At 73.7% G+C, this 22,748-nt stretch carries 16 protein-coding genes; 12 read left to right on the top strand and 4 right to left on the bottom strand.

Annotation, left to right across the window (positions count from 1 at the left end):
- Positions 1 to 3 precede the first annotated feature (3 nt).
- The 9 genes from ACIBJE_RS04825 to ACIBJE_RS04785 are packed head-to-tail and all read left to right on the top strand — an operon-like array spanning position 4 to position 9,448.
- Entirely contained in the window at positions 4 to 927 is a 924-nt protein-coding gene (locus tag ACIBJE_RS04825; protein WP_088984259.1) for an ABC transporter permease, read from the top strand.
- Positions 928 to 940: 13 nt separating this feature from the next.
- Positions 941 to 1,873: an ABC transporter permease gene (locus ACIBJE_RS04820; RefSeq protein WP_396742876.1), complete on the top strand. Its 933-nt coding sequence runs from the start codon at positions 941 to 943 to the stop codon at positions 1,871 to 1,873.
- Between the two features lie 27 nt (positions 1,874 to 1,900).
- Entirely contained in the window at positions 1,901 to 3,412 is a 1,512-nt protein-coding gene (locus ACIBJE_RS04815; RefSeq protein WP_396742873.1) for an ABC transporter substrate-binding protein, read from the top strand.
- A gap of 27 nt (positions 3,413 to 3,439) precedes the next feature.
- Positions 3,440 to 4,462, top strand: a complete 1,023-nt coding sequence (locus tag ACIBJE_RS04810) for an ABC transporter ATP-binding protein (protein WP_396742870.1) — start codon at positions 3,440 to 3,442, stop codon at positions 4,460 to 4,462.
- On the top strand, positions 4,437 to 5,462 hold the full coding sequence (locus ACIBJE_RS04805; protein WP_396742867.1) for an ABC transporter ATP-binding protein: 1,026 nt from the start codon (positions 4,437 to 4,439) through the stop codon (positions 5,460 to 5,462). The genes ACIBJE_RS04810 and ACIBJE_RS04805 overlap by 26 nt, the downstream gene beginning before the upstream one ends.
- Entirely contained in the window at positions 5,459 to 6,421 is a 963-nt protein-coding gene (locus ACIBJE_RS04800) for an N-acetylglucosamine kinase (protein ID WP_396742864.1), read from the top strand. Before ACIBJE_RS04805 ends, ACIBJE_RS04800 begins: the two co-directional genes overlap by 4 nt.
- Positions 6,418 to 7,107, top strand: a complete 690-nt coding sequence (locus tag ACIBJE_RS04795) for an N-acetylmannosamine-6-phosphate 2-epimerase (protein ID WP_396742861.1) — start codon at positions 6,418 to 6,420, stop codon at positions 7,105 to 7,107. Before ACIBJE_RS04800 ends, ACIBJE_RS04795 begins: the two co-directional genes overlap by 4 nt.
- Complete coding sequence (locus ACIBJE_RS04790; protein ID WP_396742858.1) at positions 7,104 to 7,811, top strand: GntR family transcriptional regulator; 708 nt, start codon at positions 7,104 to 7,106, stop codon at positions 7,809 to 7,811. Before ACIBJE_RS04795 ends, ACIBJE_RS04790 begins: the two co-directional genes overlap by 4 nt.
- Positions 7,811 to 9,448 carry an FAD-dependent oxidoreductase gene (locus tag ACIBJE_RS04785; RefSeq protein ID WP_396742855.1) on the top strand — a complete coding sequence of 546 codons (1,638 nt, stop codon included), beginning with the start codon at positions 7,811 to 7,813 and terminating at the stop codon, positions 9,446 to 9,448. The genes ACIBJE_RS04790 and ACIBJE_RS04785 overlap by 1 nt, the downstream gene beginning before the upstream one ends.
- Positions 9,449 to 9,487: 39 nt before the next feature.
- Here ACIBJE_RS04785 and ACIBJE_RS04780 read toward each other — a convergent pair whose 3' ends face one another.
- Positions 9,488 to 11,386: an AAA family ATPase gene (locus ACIBJE_RS04780; protein WP_396742852.1), complete on the bottom strand. Its 1,899-nt coding sequence runs from the start codon at positions 11,384 to 11,386 to the stop codon at positions 9,488 to 9,490.
- Positions 11,387 to 11,573: 187 nt separating this feature from the next.
- On the opposite strand from ACIBJE_RS04780, the gene ACIBJE_RS04775 reads away from it, so the two are divergent.
- The 3 genes from ACIBJE_RS04775 to ACIBJE_RS04765 all read left to right on the top strand — a co-directional run bounded on the left by ACIBJE_RS04775 (position 11,574) and on the right by ACIBJE_RS04765 (position 17,774).
- The gene (locus ACIBJE_RS04775) at positions 11,574 to 14,468 is read left to right on the top strand and encodes a helix-turn-helix transcriptional regulator (protein WP_396742849.1); all 2,895 of its coding nucleotides are present in this window, start codon (positions 11,574 to 11,576) and stop codon (positions 14,466 to 14,468) included.
- Positions 14,469 to 14,585: 117 nt separating this feature from the next.
- Positions 14,586 to 15,356 carry a DUF5995 family protein gene (locus ACIBJE_RS04770; protein WP_396742846.1) on the top strand — a complete coding sequence of 257 codons (771 nt, stop codon included), beginning with the start codon at positions 14,586 to 14,588 and terminating at the stop codon, positions 15,354 to 15,356.
- An 894-nt stretch (positions 15,357 to 16,250) separates the two neighbouring features.
- Positions 16,251 to 17,774 (top strand): S8 family peptidase, encoded by a 1,524-nt coding sequence (locus ACIBJE_RS04765; RefSeq protein WP_396742843.1) that lies wholly within the window; start codon positions 16,251 to 16,253, stop codon positions 17,772 to 17,774.
- Positions 17,775 to 18,225: 451 nt separating this feature from the next.
- Here the strand turns inward: ACIBJE_RS04765 and ACIBJE_RS04760 are convergent, their stop codons facing one another.
- The 3 genes from ACIBJE_RS04760 to ACIBJE_RS04750 are packed head-to-tail and all read right to left on the bottom strand — an operon-like array spanning position 18,226 to position 22,675.
- Positions 18,226 to 20,013, bottom strand: coding sequence for an ABC transporter ATP-binding protein (locus tag ACIBJE_RS04760; RefSeq protein WP_396742840.1), 1,788 nt, complete (start codon positions 20,011 to 20,013; stop codon positions 18,226 to 18,228).
- Positions 20,014 to 20,021: 8 nt separating this feature from the next.
- Positions 20,022 to 21,863 (bottom strand): ABC transporter ATP-binding protein, encoded by a 1,842-nt coding sequence (locus ACIBJE_RS04755; RefSeq protein ID WP_396742837.1) that lies wholly within the window; start codon positions 21,861 to 21,863, stop codon positions 20,022 to 20,024.
- A complete protein-coding gene (locus ACIBJE_RS04750) occupies positions 21,860 to 22,675 on the bottom strand; it encodes an inositol monophosphatase family protein (protein WP_396742834.1) in 816 nt (271 codons plus the stop codon). Before ACIBJE_RS04750 ends, ACIBJE_RS04755 begins: the two co-directional genes overlap by 4 nt.
- Positions 22,676 to 22,748 lie beyond the last annotated feature (73 nt).

Here is a 22,748-nt window from a genome sequence, read left to right as displayed (position 1 = left end):
GACATGCTGCGCTACGCCATCCGCCGGCTCGCCATCTCGGTGCTGGTCCTCTTCGGCGCCGCGACCGTGGTGTTCTTCGCCATGCGGGCGGTCGACGGGGACCCGGCCACCGCCGTGCTCGGCCCCGACGCCGACCCGGCGGCCGTCGACGCGCTACGCCGGGAGTACGGCCTGGACGCCGCGCTGCCGGTGCAGTACGTCCGGTTCCTCCAGCGGGCCGCCGCGTTCGACTTCGGCGAGTCCTTCCGGCTCGGCGGCAGCGCGGTGGACCTGGTGCTCAGCCACCTGAGCGCCACGGCCGCGCTGTCGCTCACCGCTTTCGCCATCGCCCTGGTGGTCGGCTTCGCCCTCGGGGTGCTGGCCGCGACCCGCCCCGGCGGGCTCGTCGACCGGACGGTCTCCGTGCTGTCCATGCTCACCCAGTCGCTGCCCTCGTTCTGGGTCGGCATCATGCTGATCCTGGTCTTCTCCCGGTTCCTGCACCTGCTGCCCAGCTCCGGGGCGTCCTCACCGGCCGCCATGGTGATGCCCGCCGTCACCCTGGCCCTGCCGCTGCTCAGCGTGGTGCTGCGGCTGGTCCGCAGCGGACTGCTCGACGTGCTGCACGAGGACTACGTGGTCACCGCCCGGGCCAAGGGCCTGTCCGAGTGGCGGGTCGTCGGCTCCCACGCGATGCGGACCATGCTGCTGCCGGTGGTCACCGTCGCCGGCCTGGAGTTCGGCAGCCTGCTCGGCGGCGCGGTGATCGTGGAGACCGTCTTCGCCTGGCCCGGCGTGGGCCGGCTGATGACCGACGCCATCGCCGCCCGGGACTACTCCATCGTCCAGGCCTGCGTGATCACGGTCGCGGCCATCTTCATCGTCATCAACCTCGTGGTCGATCTGCTGTACGTCCGGCTGGACCCCCGGGTCCGCGAGAGCGTCTGAGGAGATGGTCGACATGACCGGCGCCGTCCCCGGCACCCCGCTGACCGACGTGGCGCCCGCCCCGGCGGAGACCCCGACCGGCACGCCGCCCCCGACCAACACCCCCGCCCGGCGCCGTCGTCGCCGGCTGCGGCTCTGGACACCCCTGGGGGTCATCGCGGCGTACCTCGTCGCCGGGGTGTTCGGGCCGATGGTCGCGCAGTACGACCCGATCGCCACCTCGGTCACCGACCGACTGCTCCCGCCGGGCAGCCGGCTCGCCGACGGCAGCCTGGCCCTGCTCGGCACCGACCAGGTCGGCCGGGACCTGCTCGCCCAGATCATGCAGGGCGCCCGGGTGTCCATGCTGGTCGGCGCGGCCACCCTGCTGCTCGCCGGCACCGTCGGCTCCGCGCTCGGCGTGCTCTGCGGCTACTGGGGCGGCCTGGTCGACGCGGTGGTGATGCGGCTGGCCGACATCCAGCTCGCCTTCCCCTCCATCCTGCTCGCCGTCTTCGTCGCCGGCGTGCTCGGCTCCAGCGTCACCAACGTGGTGCTCACCCTCTCCATCACCACCTGGCCGGTCTTCGCCCGGGTCGCCCGAGCGCAGACCCTCGCCACCCGGTCCCGGGACTTCGCCAACGCCGCCCGCACCCTCGGCGCCGGGCCGTGGCACGTCGTGCGGCACTGCGTGCTCCCGGCGGTGCTCAGCCCGGTGCTCGTCGTGGCCACCGTCCAACTGGGCTTCGTCATCGTCGCCGAGGCGTCGCTGAGCTTCCTGTCGCTCGGCATCCCGCCCGGCACCCCGAGCTGGGGCACCACCATCGCCAACGGCCGCGACCACCTGGCCAGCGCCTGGTGGATCGCCACCCTTCCCGGGCTGGTCCTCGCGCTCTTCGTGGTCTGCGCGGGCGTGCTCGGCGACGAACTGCGGGACCGCTCCGACCCGAACCTCTCCACCCGGTAAATCCCCCGCCAGCGGAACGGATGACACATGAGAAACCCGAAGGCCCGCCTCGGCGCGTTGGCCATGGCCGCCGTCCTCGCCCTCACCGCCTGCTCCTTCGACAGCGACACCGGCGGCGACACCGCCGGCCGGACCACCCTGCGGGTGGCCAACCCGACCCCGGTGGTCTCGCTCAACCCGTACGCCGCGAACTCCGCCGACCAGCCCACCCTCACCGTCGTGCAGGAGGTCTTCGAGACCCTGGTGTCCCGCCGCGACGGTGAGATCGTGCCGAACCTCGCCGAGAAGTGGACCAACCCCGACCCGCTGACCTGGCAGTTCACCCTGCGCAGCGGCGTCACCTTCGCCGACGGCACCCCGCTGACCAGCGCCGACGCCAAGGCGTCCGTGCAGGCCCTGATCGACGGCAAGGGACCGCTGGCCGGACTCTGGGCCGCCGTCGCCACGATCGAGACCCCGGACGAGCGCACCCTGACCATCCGCACCAGCGAGGCGCTCGGCACCGTGCTGAGCAACCTCACCCTGGTCTGGATCGCCCCGGCGGCCAAGCTCGGCGACCAGAGCTTCTTCACCGCCCCGTACGGCACCGGCCCGTTCAAGGTCGCCTCGTTCACCGCCGGGCAGACCGTCGAGCTGGTGCGCAACGACGCGTACCGGGGTGAGCGACCGAAGCTGGAGAAGATCTCCTACCGGTACATCCCGGAGATCTCCGGCCGGGTCACCGCGCTGGAGAACGACGAGATCGACGTCACCTGGGGGCTGCCGCCGGACCAGCTCACCGGGCTGCGCGACGACGACCGGCTCACCGTCACCTCGTTCCCCACGTACGCCAACTACTACATCTGGTTCAACAGCTCCCGGAAGCCGTTCACCGACCCCCGGGTCCGGCAGGCCATGTGGCACGCCCTGAACCTCGACACCATCACGAAGTCCCTCTTCGACCAGGCCGGCGCCCCCGCCGCCGGGCCGCTGCCCGAGGCGGTGTTCGGCGCGGCGAAGCAGAACCCGTACGGCTACGACCCGGCCCGGGCGAAGCAGTTGCTCACCGAGGCCGGCTTCCCGAACGGCTTCACCACCACCATGATGTGGAGCACCGGCTGCTGCACCAACGGCAACTCCTTCGCCGACGCGATGATCAGCGACTGGGCCAAGGTCGGCATCGTGGTCAAGCCCCAGGAGCTGGAGCGGGCCACCTGGCTCGACCGGCTGCTCAAGCTCGACTGGGACAGCACCATGACCACCGGCAGCACCGTCACCGGGGACGCCGACTTCACCCTGGCCCGGCTCTACCTCTCCACCGCCAAGCGCAACGGCTACGCCAACCCCCAGCTGGACAGGATCCTGCTCCAGGCCCGCAGCGAACTCGACCAGAACCGGCGCGCCGAGCTGTACGCCCAGGCCGGAAAGATCATCTGGGCCGACGCGGTGGGCATCTTCCCCCTCGACCTCAGCGGCAACGTCGTGCTGCGCAAGGGCGTGCAGGGCTTCACCCCGACCCCCAACGACCTGCCCGACTTCGCCGGCGTCTCGCTCGGCTGACCCGGCACCGGACCCGGAGGACCTGCGATGGTGGCATCACCACCCACCCGGCAACCCCTGTTGACGGTCGACGACCTCGTCGTCTCCTTCGACGGCCCGCTCGGCACCCACCCGGTGCTCAACGGCGTCTCGTTCCACGTGGACGCCGGGGAGACCCTGGCCATCCTGGGCGAGTCCGGGTCCGGCAAGTCGGTCACCGTCCGCGCGGTGATGGCGCTGCTGCCCCGGCACAGCGCCACCGTCGCGCGCGGCACCATCCACTACGACGGCGAGGACCTGACCGCCCTGCCGGCACGACGCACCCGCCAGCTGTGCAGCACCGAGTTCGCCATGGTGTTCCAGGACTCGCTCAGCGCGCTCAACCCGGTGGTGCGGGTCGGCGACCAGATCGCCGAGCTGTTCCGGGTACGCCGGGGCCTGTCCCGCCGCGAGGCGTGGGCCCGGGCGGTGGCCGGCCTGGAACAGGTCGGCATCCCGCACGCCGCCCAGCGTGCCCGGGACTACCCGCACCAGTTCTCCGGCGGGATGCGCCAGCGCGTGGTGATCGCCATGGCGCTCGCCCTCGGTCCCCGGCTGCTGATCGCCGACGAACCCACCACCGCCCTGGACGTGACCGTGCAGGCGCAGATCATGGACCTGTTGCGTGACCTGCGTCGGGCCAACGGGATGGCGATGATCCTCATCACCCACGATCTCGGCGTGGTGGCCGACGTGGCCGACCGGGTCGCGGTCATGTACGCCGGCTCCGTCGTGGAGACGGGACCGCTGCGCACCGTCTACGACACCCCCGCCCACCCCTACACCCGGGGGTTGATGAACTCGATCCCCACCCCGGAACACCCCGGTGCCCGCCTGACCCCGATCGAAGGCATGCCACCGGCCCCGCACCGGATGCCCTCCGGCTGCTCCTTCCACCCCCGCTGCCCCCTGGCCCGGCCCCGGTGCCGCACCGACCGGCCGGCGCTGCGCGAGATCGCCCCCGGCCAGCTCTCCGCCTGCCACTACGCCGAGGAGGTGGTGACCGGTGTCCACACCCGAAACGCGGCTTGAGGTCCGGCAGCTCCGGGTCGCCTATCCCGGCGGCCGGCGCGGGCTGCTCCACAAGGCCCCGCCGATCGGTGCGGTCGAAGGTCTCGACCTCACCGTGACGACCGGTCGCACCCTGGGGCTGGTCGGGGAGTCCGGCTGCGGCAAGTCCAGCCTGGCCCGCGCGATCGTCGGCCTGCGTCGCCCCACCGGCGGCGAGATCTGGTACGCCGGTCAGCGCATCGACACCGTGGACGCGACCCGGCGTCGCCTGTTGACCCGCGAGATCCAGATGGTCTACCAGGACCCGTACTCCTCGCTGAACCCCCGCAAGACGGTCGGCTTCATCGTCAGCGAGGGCTGGCGGGCCCACCGGGGGCTGCTGCCCCGAGACCGGTGGGCCGCGCGCACGGCCGACCTGCTCGCCCGGGTGGGGCTCGCCGCCGAGCTGGCCGACCGCTACCCGCACCAGCTCTCCGGCGGCCAGCGGCAGCGGGTCGGCATCGCCCGGGCCCTGGCCCTGTCGCCGCGCATCGTGGTCTGCGACGAGCCGGTCAGCGCGCTGGACGTCTCGGTCCAGGCGCAGACCCTCAACCTCCTCGCCGACCTGCGCGACGACCTCGGCCTGGGTTACCTGTTCATCGCGCACGACCTGTCGGTGGTGCGGCACGTCAGCGACGACGTCGCGGTGATGTACCTGGGCCGGATCGTGGAGACCGGCCCGGCCGCCACCGTCTACGACGAACCGGCCCACCCGTACACCCGGGCGCTGATCTCGGCTGCCCCGGTGCCGCGCCCCTGGGCCGGTCCGCCGACCGAACGCATCGTGCTGCACGGCGAGGTGCCCTCGCCCGCCGACCCGCCCTCGGGCTGCCGGTTCCGCACCCGGTGCCCGCTCGCCCAGCCGTACTGCGCCGAGGCCGTCCCCGAGCTGCGGACCGTCGCCGGGCGGCAGGTCGCCTGCCACTTCGCCGAGGCGAGCCTGGCCGGTCGGACGGACGTCGAGCCGGAGCCGTCGCGGTGAGCGGCCCACCGGTGCGGATCGGCGTCGACCTGGGGCAGGGCGGTTGTCGCGCGCTCGCCCATTACGACCGGCGCACCGGCCACGCCCGTACCCCCGGATTCTGGTCGGGACAGCCCGCCGCGCGGATCGCCGACGCGGTCGGCGCGGCCCTGGCCGACCTCGGGCCGGTGCCCGACGGGCCGGTCGCGGTCGGCGTCGGCATGACCGGGCTCAACGGCCGGACGCCCCTGACCGACGACCTCCGGACCCGGCTGCGGGACCGGGGGCTGCGCGGCACGCTGCACGTCGCCGACGACAGCGTCACCGCCTACCTCGGCGCGCTCGGGCCGGTGCCCGGCGCGGTGGTCGCGGCCGGCACCGGCGTGGTGGTGCTGGCCGCCGCGCCCGACGGGCGGACCGCCCGGGTCGACGGCTGGGGAGCCGCCCTGGGGGACCGGGGCTCCGGCCACTGGATCGGCCGGGCCGCGCTCCGGCGGGCCCTGCGACAGCGGGACCGGGACCGGGCGGGACCGCTGCTCGATGCCGCTGTGGCCACCTTCGGTCCGATGGAGACCCTGCCGGCCCGCTGGCGGGAGCAGCCGCCCACACCCGAGCGGCTCGCCGGGTTCGCCGGCACCGTGGCGGAGCTGGCCCGCGCCGGGGACCCGGACGCCCGGTCGATCTGGCGGCGGGCCGGCGTGCTGCTGGCCGACTCGGCGGTGGCCGCGCTGCGCCGGACCGGCCTGGCCGGCGCGGACGTGCCGGTGGCCGGCACCGGCGGCGTGTTCGCCGCCGCCGAGCTGCTGCTGCCGACCTTCACCCGGGCGCTGCGCGTCGGAGCGCCGTACGCCCGCCCGGTCACCGCCGCGGCCGACCCGCTCGCGGGCGCCCTGGCGCTCTGCGCCCGCCCCACCGGGCGGACGCTGTTCACCGGACTGGTCGTCCACTGTGATATCGAGGAAAGGGCAGGAAAGCGATGAACGTGGCCGAGGCCATCCGGGGACGGTTGGTCGTCTCGTGCCAGGCGCAGGACCACCGGAGCCCGTTCCTGGACACCGCGCACATGATGGCGATGGCGACCGCGGCGGTGCTCGGCGGCGCGGCCGGGCTGCGCGGTCAGGGGGTGGCGCACGTGCGGGCCATGGTCACCCTCGGGGTGCCGGTCGTCGGGCTGGTCAAGCGGAACGTCCCGGGCAGCCCGGTCTACATCACGCCCAGCCGGGCGGACGTGGACGCGCTGACCGGCGCCGGTGCCCAGATCGTGGCCGCGGACGCCACCGGCCGGCCCCGGCCCGGCGGGGAGCGGCTGGCCGACCTGATCGCCGCCACCCACGCCGGCGGGGCGCTGTTCATGGCCGACGTGGACAGTGTGGACTCCGCCCTCGCCGCGGTCGACGCGGGAGCGGACATCGTCGGGACCACCCTCGCCGGCTACACCGGCGCGACGGTGCCGGACGGGCCGGACGTCGACCTGGTCGCCGCGATCAGCCGGTGGTGCCCGGTTCCGGTCGTCGCCGAGGGGCGGTACCGTACCCCTGCCCAGGTCGCAGCCGCCTTCGACGGGGGTGCGTGGGCCGTCGTCGTCGGCACCGCGATCTCCGACCCGGTGAACACCACCCGCCGGTTCGCGTCCGCCTGCCCGCATGTCCCCGTGGAGTCACGATGACCACCAAACTGAGCCAGATCCGGACCGTGCTGCGCAGCCGGGTGGCGGACATGAAGGCCCACACCGCCCTGCCCCGCGAGCGGGACCTCGCCGAGGAACTCGGGGTCAGCCGGACCACGCTGCGCCAGGCGCTGCGGGAACTCACCACCGACGGTTTGATCTACACGATCCGGGGCCAGGGCACCTTCGTCTCCGACACCCGGATCGCCAAGGGCACCAGCCTGAGCGGCTTCACCGAGGACATGCGGGCCCGGGGCCTGACCCCGAGCAGCAAAATGCTCGACGCCGACGCGGTGGTCGCCCGGGACACCCTCGCCGGTGAGCTCGGCCTGCCGGAGGGCTCGCTGCTCTACCGGGTCGAGCGGCTGCGGATGGCCGACGGCGCGCCGATGTGCCTGGAGGAGGTGCACCTGCCGGCGGACCTCTTCCCCGGGCTGCTGGTGGAGAACCTCGACGGCGCGCTCTACGAGACGATGCGGGACCGCTACCAGGTGCAGGTCGTCGTCGCCCAGCAGATGATCGCCGCCGTGGTGCCCACCCCGCGTCAGTGCCAGCTGCTGGAGATCTCGCCGGTGGCCGCGCTGCTGGAGGTGCGGCGGATCGGCTTCGACGGGCGGGGGAGGGCGGTCGAGCTGGCGGTGTCGTACTACCGCGGCGACCGCTACCGCTTCGCGTTGACCGCCCGGCGCGGGGAGGACGGCTGATGACCGCGACGGTCGTCCCGGCTCCCCGCCGGGCGCGCACGAGCACCGGGGAGAGCACCGACGTGCTCGTCGTCGGCGGCGGGGTGGGCGGCATCGCCGCCGCGCTGGCCGCCTGCGAGGGCGGTGCCCGGGTGGTGGTGGTCGAGCCGTACCGGTGGATCGGCGGCCAGCTCACCTCCCAGGCGGTGCCGCCGGACGAGCACCGGTGGATCGAGACCACCGGCTCGACCGCGAGCTACCGGCGCTTCCGGCGCGGGGTGCGCGGCTACTACCGCGACTGGTACGCCCTCGACACAACCGCCGGTTCCGACCTGCTCAACCCCGGCAACGGCTGGGTCAGCCCGCTTTGCCACGAGCCGCGCGCGGCGCTGGCCGTGCTCCGGGCCATGATCGCCCCGTGGTGTGCGGCCGGCCGGCTGGTCGTGCACACCGAGGCCCGGCTGCTCGCCGCGCACACCGACGGTGACACCGTCCGGGGGGTGAGCGTCCGCCTCGCCGACGGCACGGTACGGGAGATCAGCGCCCGGCTGGTGCTGGAGGCGAGCGAGACCGGCGAGCTGCTGCCGCTGGCCGGGATCGAGTACCGCACCGGCACCGAGTCGCGGGACCAGACCGGCGAACCGAGCGCGCCCGAGCGGGCCGACCCGCTCAACATGCAGGCCGCCACGGTCTGCTTCGCCCTCGAACACGTCGACGGGGATCACACCGTGGACCGCCCCGACGGCTACGAGCGGTGGCGGACGCTGACCCCGCCTGGCTGGCCGGACAAGCTGTTCAGCTGGACCTACCCGGACCCGCGCACCGGTCGACCGGTCACCGGCCGGTTCACCCCCAACCCGGAACGCGCGGCGGCGTCCATGGAGGAGGCGCTGCGGGCCCCGGAGCTGTGGACGTACCGGCGCATCCTCGACCGGCGGGCGTTCCGGTCGGGGCTGCTGCCCAGCGACGTGACCATCGTGAACTGGCCGATGACCGACTACCTGGACGGTCCGCTCTTCGACGTGCCGGACGCCGAGTGGCACCTGCGGCGGGCCCGGGAGTTCAGCTACGCCTTCCTGTACTGGTTGCAGACCGAGGCGCCCCGTCCGGACGGCGGCTGCGGCTACCCGGGCCTGCGGCTGCGGCCCGACGTGACCGGCACGCCGGACGGGCTGGCGCAGGCGCCGTACATCCGGGAGGCCCGCCGGCTGCGGGCGGTCACCACCCCGACCGAGCAGGACCTGTCGGTGGCGGTGCGGGGCGCGGCCGGCGCGGTGCGGTACCGGGACGCGGTCGGCACCGGCCATTACCGGATCGACCTGCACCCGAGCACCGGCGGGGACGGCTACCTCGACGTCGCGGCGCACCCGTTCGAGATCCCGCTGGGGGCGCTGCTGCCGCAACGGGTGACCAACGTGGTGGCGGCGGGCAAGGCGCTGGGCACCACGCACATCACCAACGGCTGCTACCGGGTGCACCCGGCCGAGTGGTCGATCGGCGAGGCGGCCGGCGCGCTCGCCGCGTTCTGCCTGACCACCGGGAGCACTCCGCACGCGGTGCGGGAACGGCCCGGGCTGCTGGCGGACTTCCAGGACGCGCTCGCCAACCGGGGCGTCGACCTGCGCTGGCCGGAGGGGACCGCCCTGCCAAAGGAGTGAGCCGGCCGGTCCCGGCCGCGAACCGGTGGCGTGCGCCACTCAGGCGCTGGCGGCCAGCGGTGGGGTGGCGGCCGGCGTCGCGGACGCCGCCGGCCGGGTCCGGGTCCGGCCGGTCGTCCCCGCGACGACGACCGCCTCGACCGGGTCCGGCGCCACCGGGGGCGCTGTCGCGCCCACCAGCCGGACCGGACGGGGTGACTCGTCGTGGAGGGCGGCGGCCATCCGGCGTCGGAACTCGGCCCGCACGGCGCGCGGCAGCCGTTCGTACGCCACCCGGGCCAGGACCCGGTCCGCGATCTCGTACCCGTGCCGGGCGGAGCGCCACACCAGCAGGCCACGCTCCGCCATGGCACGCAGCACCGGCCGCAACGGCTCCGGGTCCAGGTCGAGCAGCCGGCCGAGTCGCTCGGCGGTGAACCCCGCACCGAGCACCGCGCCGGCCATCACCACCGCCCGCCCGGTCCCGTCGAGCAGGTCGAGGCGGGCGGCGACCGTCCGGCGGACCGCCTCCGGCACCGGTGGCTCGCCCGACGTGTGGCCGTCGTCGCCCGCCTGCGCGCCGTATGCCCTGGCGCGGCCGGGAAGCCCCGCGACCAGGGGCAGCAGCCGGGTCACCGTCGCCGTCTCGCCGAGCAGGTGACGCAGCAGCCGTCCGGTGTCGACCGTGCCCAGGGCCGGCACGGTCAGCCGGTGCCGCCGGTCGGCCGGACCGAGGGGGAGCAGGTCACCCCACTCCGGACGGTGGGTGACCACGACGACCAGCGGCACGGCCCGCACCGTCGCCGCGGTGAAGAGCTCGTGCAGGAAGCGGCCGACCTCGGGGGCCGCCCGGTCCACGTCGTCCACCGCCACCACCAGCGGCCTCCGCCCGGCGAGGGCGAGCAGCACCTCCCGCCACCGGTCGGCCGCACCGGCGTCGGCCTCGGCGCCCAGCAGCGTCCCGAGCGCGGTGACGGTGGCGGAGAGTCGTCCGGCCGGGACCGCCGGGACGCAGGCGGCCAGCAGCCGGTGCCGTACGGTGGCCGGGTCGTCGGCGGCCCGGACCCCGGCGTGGTCCCGGACCAGCGCGGCCAGCGGGGCGGCCGGGACGTCCGGGTACGGCGGGCACTGCGCGCCGCACCAGCGCACCGGCACCCCGTCGACGTGCCGCACCGTCCGGGCCAGTTCCGCCAGCAGCCGACTACGGCCGACGCCGTCCGGGCCGACCACCGAGACCCAGCGGGCCGTCCGGTCCCGCACCGCCCGGACGACCTGGTCCCGCAGGGCGGCCAGCTCCCGCCGCCGGCCGATGAACGGCGTCTCGCCGCCGGTCGGTCGGGTCGGGGCGACCCCGGCGGCCCGCCAGACGGGGACCGGGGCCGGCTTGCCGGCCATCGACGCCGGCGGCAGGTCGCGGTAGTCGATCAGGTCGGCGGTGGCCCGCCGGGTGGCTGCGCAGACGATCACCGTGCCCCGGGGAGCGTGCTCCTGGAGCCGGGCGGCCAGCGTGACCACCGCGCCGCTGACCGCGCCGTGCCCGGCGTCGCGTGCCGCGGCCAGGTCCACCACGGCCTCGCCGGTGGCGACGCCGGCCCGCAGCCGCACCACCGTCCCGCCGGCCAGGGGGTGGCCGTCCAGGACCCGCTGGATCTCCAGACCCGCGCGCACCGCCCGGTACGCGTCGAACCCGTCGGACTCGACGCCGCCGAACAGCGCCATGACGGCGTCGCCGACGTACTTCTCCACCACACCGTTCCACCGGCGCAGGACCGCGGCGACGGTGCCGAAGTACTCCTGTTGCAGGGCCCGGACGTCCTCCGGGTCGAGCCGGTCGACCAGCGCGGTCGAACCGACGATGTCGACGAAGAGGACGCTGACCGTGCGTCGCTCCTCCGGCACCGGCCAGAGCCGCGTCCCGACCATCGCCGGTGCTGGCTGGGTGACTGTGCTGACGTGCATCGCGTTCACCTTTCCCCCGTGGTACCGGACGACTTGTCCGAGATTCGCACCACCGGCCCGACGGCGGATCTGCCGAACGACGTATGTCGGCCTCATGCAACTTTCCGTCGCCATCTCGACGCGAGGAGTACCACAGGACCGATTTACCCTTATGAACGCCCCGGTCGCTCCCATTAGGCTGCTTTCCATGGCCAGCGATGTGGACGCCGCCCCGCTGGTCGGCCGTGCCGACACGGTGGCGATGGTGCGCACCGCCCTGCTCGACCGGGTCCCGCAGGGCCACACCGCAGCGGTCTTCGTCAACGGGGAGAGCGGGGTGGGCAAGAGCCGGCTGCTCGGTGAGGTGGCGGCGGGACTGCGTGACGCGGGGGCGGTCGTGCTCACCGGAAGCTGCCTCGACATCGGCGACGCCTCACCGCTGCACCCGCTGCTCCAGGCGCTGCGCCGGTTCGAGACCGAGGTCTCCCACGCCCGCACCTGTTCGGCCGTGCGCAGCCTGCTCAACATGTTCGCCGACGAGACCCCCGGCCGGGAGGGGGCCGGCACCCTGCTGGAGCGGGTCTCCCGCGGGCTGCACCTGATCGCCCAGGGCCGCCCGCTGGTGCTCGTGCTGGACGACCTCCAGTGGGTCGACCGCAGCACCCGGCAGCTCCTGCTCTATCTGCTGGCTGGGCTCGGCGACATGCAGCTGTCGGTCCTCGCCGCGATCCGGGCCGAGGCCCTGCAGGGTGCCCACCCGCTGCGCCGGGTCCTCACCGAACTGCGGCGGCTGCGGTCGGTGCGGGTGCTCGACCTGGCTCCGCTGGACCGCGCCGGGACCAGGCAACTCGCCACCGCGATCGTCGGCCGGCCGCTCGCGCCGGAGGCCACCGAGCAGGTGTGGCGACGCAGCGGCGGCAACCCGTTCGTGGTCGAGGAGCTGGCCCGTGACCTGCGCGACGGGCGGGACGGGCTCTCCGACACGCTCCGGGAGATCTTCCTCGACCGGGTGGAGGCCCTGCCCCCGCACGCCCACGAGGTCGTCCAGGCGGTCGCCGTCGGGGTGGAACCGGTGGAACACGATCTGCTCGCCCGGGTGGTCCGGCTCCCCGAGGAGAGCCTGATCGAGGCGGTGCACGCGGCCATCGCGCACCGGCTGCTGGTCTGCACCGACAACGCGTACCACCTCCGGCACCGGCTGGTCGCCGAGGTGCTGGAGCACGAACTGCTCCCGGCCGAGCGGGCCGCCCTGCACCGGCGCTACGCCGACGCGCTCGGCGCCGGGCCGGCGCAACTGCGTCACGCCCGGTCGGCCCACCACTGGCGGCTGGCCGGCGAGCCGGTGCGGGCGTTGCGGGCCGCCATGGCCGCGGCGGAGGAGGCCGAACGGCTGCACGGCTACGCCGAGGCGCACCGCCACTGGTCGCTCGCTCTCCAGGCGGCCACCGACACCGGCCTCGGCGCGCCGGAGCGGGTGACCCTGCTGGAGAGGGCGGCGGAGGCCGCCCACCACTGCGGCGAACACGCGCGGGCCCTGGCCCTGCTGGAGGAACAGGCCACCCTGGCCGGCACGTCCACCTGCGCCCTGCGCATCCGTCGGGCGCGCTATCTCGCCCACGCCGGCCGGTCCGCCCTGGCGGAGGCGGAGTACCAGCGTGCCCTGGACGCCCCGGACTGCACGCCCCGCGAGCGGGCGACCGCCGCCGCCCACCTGGCCGAGCTGCTGCTGCACCTCGGCCGGTACGCCGACGCGGGCCGCCGGGCCCGGGAGGCGCTCGCGCGTTCCGCGTCGGTCGAGGGCTCCACCTCGGAGGTGGTGCTGGCCAGCGCCGCCCTCGGCTTCAGCGAGGCGTACCTGGAGGACCCGGACGCCGGCCTGCCGGTGATGCGGGAGGCGCTGGCCACCGCCGAGCGTTCCGGCCGACCGGAGGACGTGGCCCTCGCCTACCTGCACCTCGCCGAGCTGCTCACCGGACCGCTCAACGTGATCGAGGAGGGCGTCGTGGTGGCCCGCCGGGGCGCCGAACGCGTCACCGAGCTGGGGCTGGGCCGGACGTTCGAGACCCGGTTGCTGGCCGTCGCCGCGAACGGCCTGTTCCGGGTGGGACAGTGGGCCGAGGCGGAGAAGGTCATCGCCGACGCGTTGCGGCACCGCCCCTCCGGCGCGGACGCCGCCGAGCTGCTGCTCGCCCGCTGCCGCCTCTCGGTCGCGTACGGCGACGTCGAGGCCGCCGACCGGGACCTGGAGGCGGTGGCCACCCTGCTCGCCGGGGGCGGTGCCCGGCACGTCCTGCCGTTGCTCACCCTCCGCGCCGGGCTGGCCATGTGGCAGGGCCGGCACGACGTGGCCCGGCAGGCCGTCGCCCGGGGACTGACCGAGACCCGCTCCGATGACCTGGTCCTGCTGGCCACCCTCGCCTGGCACGGGCTGCGCGCGGAGGCCGAGGCGTATGCCAGCCGCACCGTTCGGGTCGACCTGACGGCGGTGCGCCGGCTGCGGGAGGTCACCAACCGGGTCCGGCGCACCAGCGTCCAGGCGGCCCGGCCGGTCCGCGACGTGGTCGACGCCTTCCTCGCCCTCTGCACCGCCGAGGTCGGCCGGCTCGACGGCCCCGGCGACCCGGTCCTCTGGGCGCGGGCGGTCGAGGTCTGGGACCGGCGCCAGCACCCCTACCCGGCGGCCTACTCCCGGCTGCGGCAGGCCGAGGCGCTGCTGGCCCGGCGCGGCCGGGACGCCACCGCGGCCACCCTGCTCCGGGAGGCGTACGAGGTGGCCCAGGGGCTGGGGGCGCGGCCGTTGAGCGAGGAGATCGCCGCGCTGGCGACCCGCGCCCGGGTGCCGGTGCCGGACGGGGCGGCCGAGCGGGACGGCGACCGCGCCGGAAGATCCGGGGGAGTCCACGACGAACTGTCCGCACTCACCCCACGCGAGCGCGAGGTGCTGGCGCTGGTGGCCGAGGGGCTGACCAACCGGGAGATCGGCCAGCGGCTGTTCATCAGCGAACGGACGATCGGCGTGCACGTCTCGCACATCTTCGACAAGCTCCAGGTCCGCACCAGGGTCCAGGCCAGCGCGATCTACCTGCGCCACCGTCCGCGCTGAGGGCGCGTCGTCCGGGCGGCACCGGAATACGTCGTTCTACTGATTCCCACCCCACCCGGGGCTGCCACGCTGTGCACCGCGGCGACACGGGGCGCCGCGACCACAGGGGAGGAAGAGATGACCGAACCGGTCTGGGGACCCGTCCACCAGGACATCGCCGACCTGCTCGCCGACCATCCCGCCGACGTGCCGGCGGTGGTCGACCACCTGACCAAGCTCCAGGACGTCCTGGTCCGGCTGCCTCCGTTGCATCAGAGCTGCCCCCTGGCGGACTTCAACGGGCTCTATCTGACGATCACCGCGAAGGTGTTGGAGCGGCTCTACGACGGCCGTTTCGCCGACCCGGCGTTCCTGTCCCGCCTGGACGTGGAGTTCGCTGCCCGCTACTTCGACGCGTTGCGGCTGTGGACCGAGTCGAGCTCGTACACGCCGCAGGCCTGGGCGTGCATCTTCGAGCGGATGCAGGGGCCGGACGTACGGCCGCTGCCGGCCGCGGCGGCCGGGGTGAACGCGCACATCAACTTCGACCTCCCGTTCGCCCTGGTGACCACCTTCGACCACCTGGAGTCCGAGCCGGTCGACGGGGGTGACCAGCACCGGGACTACCTCCAGATCAACGAGATCTTCGCCGAGTCGATCCCGACGCTGCGCCGGGGCTACCTGGACCGGTGGCAGCTGATCATCGACACGCTCAACGGTGATCTGGACGACTGGTACCAGGGCGAACTGGTGCAGTACACCCGGGACGTCGCCTGGCGCAACGCCCAGCGGATCTGGCGGGTGCGGCACGACGCCCACGCCCGGGAGCGGGAGCGCGACCGGCTCGACGGCACCGCCTCCCGGCTCGGCCGGCTGCTGCTCTCGCCGCTGGGCGCGCTGCTCCAGTAGCCATTCGCCGACGACTCCAACCCATCCTCCTAGGACGGCTTACGGGGTGTGCGCCCGCAGAGACGAGCCGCCCACGGCCCACGCCGGGATACACCGCAGCGCGGGCCGTGGGCGGGGCCGACCGCGTAGCGACGACTTCTCCCAGACGCTGGGCACGATCGGCGGCTTCCAGTTGGTCAAGCCGCTCGGCTCGGGTGGGATGGGCGAGGTGTTCCCTCGCCGTGTCCCCGACGGCGGAGGCCGCTTGTTGTGCCCGTCGGGTACTGATACGGCGGCACGGCCGCCCGGAGGAGGGGTCCCCATGCGCTGACGCGCACTGCTTGCGCTCCTAGCGGCGTCCGCGCTGCTGGCTGCACCGGTACTCGCCACCGCCGGCACCACCATTGGTCCGCGGCCGCCAGCACCAACGCCCTTCCCGTCCGACTGGCCGAACCAGATGAAACTGGTCAACGCCTCCACCAAGGTCGAAACCGCTGCCCGGAGGCGCTTCCTGGACGCCTGCGCCGGCAACCGGCTCGACCTGCCCGGCGACGCGCTGGTCGTGCACCGACAACCCCCTCCGCGACGAGACCGCTCTCGTCACCCACTACGACGACCTGCCGCTTCGTGTCGAACAGGGCGGACCGGCAGTGCCGCTGATCGGCGACTGACCACGCCCCACTGAAGGCGAGCCGCAGGCGGGGCGCTCGATCAGGTGATTGGCGGAATGAACAAGGTTCCAGCCAAGTTCATCAATTGACCGACAGTTAAGGGCATCGATATCCTGGCGCAGTAGATCATGATCTGCGGTCTCCACGCTCTCCCACAGCCAGCGTCAGCACGGAAGGGATCACCATGAAGGATGTCGGCGTAGCCCGGCGACGGCGTTTGGTCGGTTCGGTCGCGACAGCCGGTATGGCCGCCCTGTTCCTCTCGGCGACCGCGTCCCCGGTGGCGGCGGCGGAGGGTCGGATTCTCGGCGCCGGCAACCCGGACGCCATCCCGAACAGCTACATCGTGGTGCTCAAGGAGAGCAAGGCGGCCGACACGCAGGGGATGGCGCGTCAGTTGGCTGCGGACTTCGACGTGCGGGTGGAGTACACCTACTCGCATGCGGTGCGCGGGTTCGCCGGCACGATGAGCCCGGCCGATGCCCGCCGGCTCGCGGCCCAGCCGGAGGTGGCGTACGTCGAGCAGAACGCCGAGGTGCGCGTCACCGGGACCCAGCCGAACCCGCCGTCATGGGGGCTCGACCGGATCGACCAGCCGAGCCTGCCGCTGAACAGCAGCTACACGTACCCGAACGCGGCGGGCAACGTGCGGGCGTACGTGATCGACACCGGTATCCGGACCACGCACACGGACTTCGGTGGCCGGGCGGCCTGGGGCACCAACACCACCGGCGACGGCAACAACTCCGACTGCAACGGCCACGGTACGCACGTGGCGGGCACCATCGGCGGCACGGCGTACGGTGTGGCCAAGGAGGTGTCACTGATCGCGGTCAAGGTTCTCGGCTGCACGGGTTCGGGCAGTTGGGCGGGGGTGACCGCCGGGGTGGACTGGGTGACCGCCCACCACACCCCCGGGGTGCCGGCGGTGGCGAACATGAGCCTCGGCGGCGTCGGTAGCAACACCACGCTGGAGAACGCGGTCCGCAACTCGATCGCCGACGGGGTCGTCTACGCGCTCGCCTCGGGCAACAACAACAGCGACGCCTGCAACTTCACCCCGGCCCGGGTGGGTGAGGCGATCACGGTCAACGCCAGCACCCGCACCGACGCGCGCGCGTCGTTCTCCAACTGGGGCACCTGCACCGACATCTTCGCCCCCGGCCAGGACATCACCTCGGCCTGGCACACCAGCGACAGCGCGACCAACACCATCAGCGGCACCTCGATGGCCGCCCCGCACGTGGCCGGCGCCGCCGCCCTGGTGCTCGGCGCCAACCCGGGCCTGAGCCCGGCCCAGGTCGCCGGCACCCTCACCAGCAACGCCACCCCGAACAAGATCACCAGCCCGGGTGCGGGTTCGCCGAACCTGCTGCTCCACGTTCCGTCCGGCACCGTCACTCCCGGTACGGCCACCCTCTACCGGCACGTGAACGGCCCCGACCACGTCAGCAGCACCAGCGTCTCGATCGGCGGCTACACGCGTGAGGGTCCCCTCGGGAAGGTGCACACCACCCCAGTCGCGGGAACGAAGCCGATCTACCAGTGCATCGTCAACGGCTGGGACTACATGACCTCCCTCGACTCGAACTGCGAGGGCCAGGGCCGTGCCGGCCTCATCGGCTACGTGTACGATTCGCCGCCGGCCCAGCCGCACCAGGCGTTCTACCGATGCTTGGTGAGGGGCAACGCCGACCACTTCGACTCGACCGACCCCAACTGTGAAGGCCAGATCGCCGAGGGCCGGATGGGTTACCTGCTCGTCTGACCCTGACCGGTTCAGTTTCGGATCGTCCGACGGGGCCGCGGTGCGCGAGCACCGCGGCCCCGTCGGACGACACCTCAACCCGCAGGCGGCCACGAGCAGGACGTGAGCCAGGTCGGGTAACCCCTTACGAGGAGGCCCTCGTGGTGCGGGCGGTCCAGGACACGACGGTCCGCGAGCGGATCCCGGAGAACGGTATCGGTGAGTACGTCGGCGCCGCCGAGCGAATCAAGGGCGACCTCGTAGCCGCTCGGCAGCACTGTGTCGAGGCCATGGACATGGATTTCCCGGAAGTGGGTGTCGCGGCCGGGTGGTGCGTTTGTACTGCGTCAGTTGCTCGAACGGTTCGGCCTGTACGAGGACGAGCCGCCGACCAGGGCTGACCCGGCTTGACGGGCCAGAGGTCCGCCTCGGAGTGCGGCCGGCCGACCGCTGGTCGAGGAGGTCCCCGGGGTCACCCTGACCCGGGCGACTCCGGTTGCAGAGCGCGGAAGTGTGGGCTCTGCGCGAGGAGCGTCGCGAAGGTGCCCTCGGCCACCACCCGGCCGTGGTCGAGGACGACGATGGTGTCCGCCCGCAGGAGCGCCGGCATCCGGTTGGACACGACCAGGAGTGTCCGTCCGGTCTGCCGGACGTCGTCGGTGACGCGGTCCCAGAGCAGGCGCTCGGTCTCCTGGTCGAGGGCGCTGGAGATGTCGTCCACCACCAGCAGGTCGGCGCGACGGGCCACGGTGCGGGCGGTGGCGAGCCGCTGCCGCTGCCCACCGGAGAGCCGGTGCCCCCGTGGGCCGACCATCGTGTCCAGCCCCGCCGGCATGGCGGCCACGTCCCGGTCGAACGCGGCCAGCCGTACCGCCGTGCCGGTCAGCATGTCGTCGTCGGCCATGTCGAGCAGGATGTTCTCCCGGACGGTGCCACTGAACAGCTGCGGATCCTGGGGGAGGTACGCGCACCGGGGCGGACGCAGGAAGGCCGAGCGGTCGGTGACTTCCACACCGTTCCACCGCACCACGCCGCGGGGCTCGGGGAGCATGCCGAGCAGCGCCTGCACCAGGGTGGACTTGCCGGCACCCACCGGCCCGGTGACCACCGTCACGGTGCCCTGGGCGAGCGTCAGGTCGACGTCCTCGAGGACGAAACCGTCGTGGCCGTACCGGTGTCCCAGGCCCCGCGCCTCCAGCCGGCGTAGCCGGTCGGGGCGATCGTGCCGGACCCACGCCGACGCGGGCGGCCGGGGCGCAGGCTCGTCGGCCAGCGCGGACAGCGGCTCGTCCCCCTGCAAGCGGGCCAACCGCTCGGCCGAGACCTTCGACTGTCGCCAGCGGCGCATCACGTCGCCGAGGACGGTCACCCCGATCCCGACCTCCTCCAGCAGATAGGTGAACAGGGCCAGGTCCCCGACGGTGAACTCGCCGGACCGGAGCCGCTCACCGGCCACCACGAGGATCAGCCCGGTGCCGAGCGCCATCACGAACCGGGACGAGGACTGGAGGACGGCGAAGAAGACGCTGTCCCGGACGGCGGCCCGACGGCGTACCTGGTTCATCGCCGTCAGCCGGGACACCACGCGCTCCCGCGCGCCGGTCAGCGTGATCAGCTGGACGGCGGTGAAGATCTCCGTGAGGAACGCCGACACGTCACCGGCCGACTCCCGGGCCTCCGCCCGGAACCGGGTGACCCGTCGTCCCGCCAGGTAGCTGAGCAGGACCACCGCGACGACCGGCAGCAGCACCAGGACGGTGACCCGGGCGTCGATCCGGATCATCACCACCACCGCCACCACGGTGAACGACAGCGAGGAGGTGAGGTTCATCAGCCCACCGCGTTTGCAGAGCGTCTCCACGACCTGCCGGACGTCCTCCAGTAGCCGGTTCAGCGCGTCCCCCACCGGCACGGGCAGCGCCTGGGCCGCCGGCAACGCCATGATCCGGTCGAAGAGGTGGTGGCGCAGGGTCATCAGCAGGACGCCCCGCAGCGCCGTGTCGACCGCCATCCAGGCGATGCCGAGCGAGACGTGCACCACCTTGACCAGCACCAGAGCGCCGATCAACCAGAACACGGGCGGCGCGTCGACGACCGCCGGGCCGAGGGAATCGAAGATCTCCCTGGCGAGCAGCCCCGGCACCATGCCGACGAGGAAAAAGAGCGCCCCGATCAGCATGTCCGCCAGGAACGCCCAGCGTCGGCGCCACAGCAGCGTCAGCAGCAGCCGGCCGCTGCGGCGGGCCGTCGGTCGGGTCACCGGGCCGCTCATCCGGTCAGCCCCGAGTCGTCCGAGGCGAGCAGCCGACTGAACCCGGAGTCGGGGTCACGCACCAGGTCCTCGCGCCGGCCGTACTCCACCACCCGGCCGTCCGCCAGGTGCAGGATCCGGTCCACCCGGTCCAGGGTCGCGAGCCGGTGCGCCACGACCAGGCTGGCCCGTCCCGCCAGCAGACCGGCCGTCGCCCCTTGCACCAGCCGCTCGGTCAGCGGGTCCAGCCGGGACGACGCCTCGTCCAGGAGCACCACCGCCGGGTCGGCGAGCATGGCCCGGACGAAGGAGACGAGTTGCTGCTCCCCGGCGGAGAGACCGTGCCCTCCGGGACCGATCGTCGTCTCCAACCCCTGCGGCAGCCGCGCCAACCAGTCGTCGAGGCCGAGCCGGCCGAACGCCGTCCGAATTCGTTCCTCGGGGACGTCGGGGTCGAAGACCGTCACGTTCTCGCGGACCGTCGCCCGGAACACCTGGACCTCCTGCGACACGACGGTGATCCGGCGGCGGCGCCCCGCCGGGTCTAGCCGGGTGGCGTCGACGCCGCCGAGGAGGACCGCGCCGCCGGTCGGCTCGTGGAGGCCGGCGAGGACGCGCACCAGGGTGCTCTTGCCGCTGCCGGTGCGCCCCACCACCCCCACGCTCTGCCCGGGTGGGACGGTGAAGGTGATGTCGTGCAGCACGTCGTCGGTGGTGCCCGGGTAGCGGAACCGCACCGCCTGGACGTCGATTCGCACCCGGCCCGATGGGAAGGGCCGCACGGCCGTCGGCCGCGCCGGCAGGGGGATCCGCAGCAGCGCCTGCAACCGCCGGACGCAGGCGGCGGCGGCCTGGTAGTCCTGCACCTGGAGGGCCATCTGGTCCAACGGCTGCATCATCTGCTGCGAGTAGAGGAAGACCAGGTACACCGCGCCGAGGGTCATCGCGCCGGTGGTGTACAGCCGCACCGACCAGGCCAGCGCCACCGCCGTGCCCGTCCAGGCGAACAGCGACGCGGCGGCCCAGAGGACGATACTGCCCCAGATCCCGGCCGCCTGCTCGGTCCGGAACACCCGGCCGGTGGCGTGGCGCAGTCGACGGTCGACGTACCCGCCGGCACCGGCGCCGGCCATGTCCGGCACCGCGCCCAGCGCCTCGCCGAGGAACCCGCTGAGCTCACCGGATGCCTGCCGGAACCGGGTGAACGACTGCTGCCCCCGGCGGGCAAGGCGCCGCAGGACCAGCGTGGCGACGACCGCGACGACCGCGACGCTGCCACCGATGCGCCAGTCGACCACGACGAGCGCCCCGACCAGTCCCACCAGCAGCAGCGCCTGACCCACCACGGCGAGCGCGAACCGGGACAGGAAGTTGGCCAGCAGACCGACGTCCCCGTCGACCCGTTCGACCAGCTCACCCGGACGGTGGGTGGTGTGGAAGTCCATGCCCAGGGCGAGACAGTGGCCGGTCACCTCGACCCGTACCCGGTCCATGATCGTCCAGGCCAGGCGTTCGGCCACCGCGGCCTCCGCCACCGTCACCAGCCGGGCCAACAGGCTGACCGCGACGAAGCCGGCCACCAGCAGGCCCGCCGAGACGACCGCGGCGGTCGACCGGGTCACCTCCTGCTCGATGTAGCGGCGCACCAGCACCGGCGCGAGCAGCTCCAACCCGATCCCGCCGAGCAGGGTGACCGCCAACAGGGCCACCGCGCCGGGATGCCGCCGCAACCGGTTCACGGCGAACCGCAGGACCGGACGGCGGTCCTCGGGGACGGGGCGCTGCGCGGGCGCGGCCGTCCCGTTCCCCACCCCCGCGCCGGGCCGGGCGACGACCGTCCCGTCCGTCCGCCCGGTCACCGCGCCAGCCGGTCCAGGAGTACGGCGTGCAGGTGACCGTTGGTCACCAGCGCGGTGCCGTGGGTCGGTTCGGGGACTCCCCGCACGTCGGTGAAGCGGCCCCCGGCCTCCTCGACGAGGATCTGGCCGGCCGCCAGGTCCCAGACATCCCCAGTGGCGTCCACGGCCAGGTCCAGGCGACCCTCGGCGACGGCCATCTGGGCGAGGAAACCGCCCGACCCGAACGTCCACCGGGTGTCGGCGACGAGCCGCACCAGTTCGTCGAGCAGCCCCAGGTCCCGCCAGCGGTCCAAACGGGCGAAGCTGATGTGCGCGTCGGCCAGGTCGGTGGTGGCCGACACCCGGATCCGCCGGCCGTCCGCGAACGCCCCGCCGCCCCGGCTGGCCCACCACCGCCTGCCCAGCGCGGGTGCGCTGACCACCCCGACCACCGGGCGCCCCTGGTCGAGCAGGGCGATCAGGGTGCCATAGAACGGCAGGTCCCGGGCGAAGTTGTTGGTGTGGTCGACCGGGTCGATCGCCCAGCACCGCCCCTCGATGACCGTCTGCGGTCGCGTCTCCTCGGCGGCGATGCCGTCGGTCGGCCGGTGCGCGGCGAGGAACGCCGACAGGCTCCGCTCGACCTCCAGGTCCGCCTCGGTCACCAGACTGCGGTCGGGTTTGGTCGACGCCACCGGCGCGGCGTGGAAGTGACGCAACGTGATCTCGTCGGCCAGGTCGGCCATGGTGAGGGCAAGGGCGAGGTCCGCCGCGTGGTCAGTGGTGCCGTCGGCGTCCGTGGCCGCGGCAACGGGGGATGAGTACGTCGGCACCTCGTGCACCCTTTCGTCGTGTCGCTGCCGGCGCCGGTCGGTGACCCGGCGCCGTCGGTCGTCGTGTCACTCT

This window comes from Micromonospora sp. NPDC050187 (genome assembly GCF_044459745.1).
Lineage (GTDB): Bacteria > Actinomycetota > Actinomycetes > Mycobacteriales > Micromonosporaceae > Micromonospora.
The sequence above is the reverse complement of the archived record's forward strand: the minus strand, read 5'-3'. Positions and strand labels throughout refer to the sequence as shown.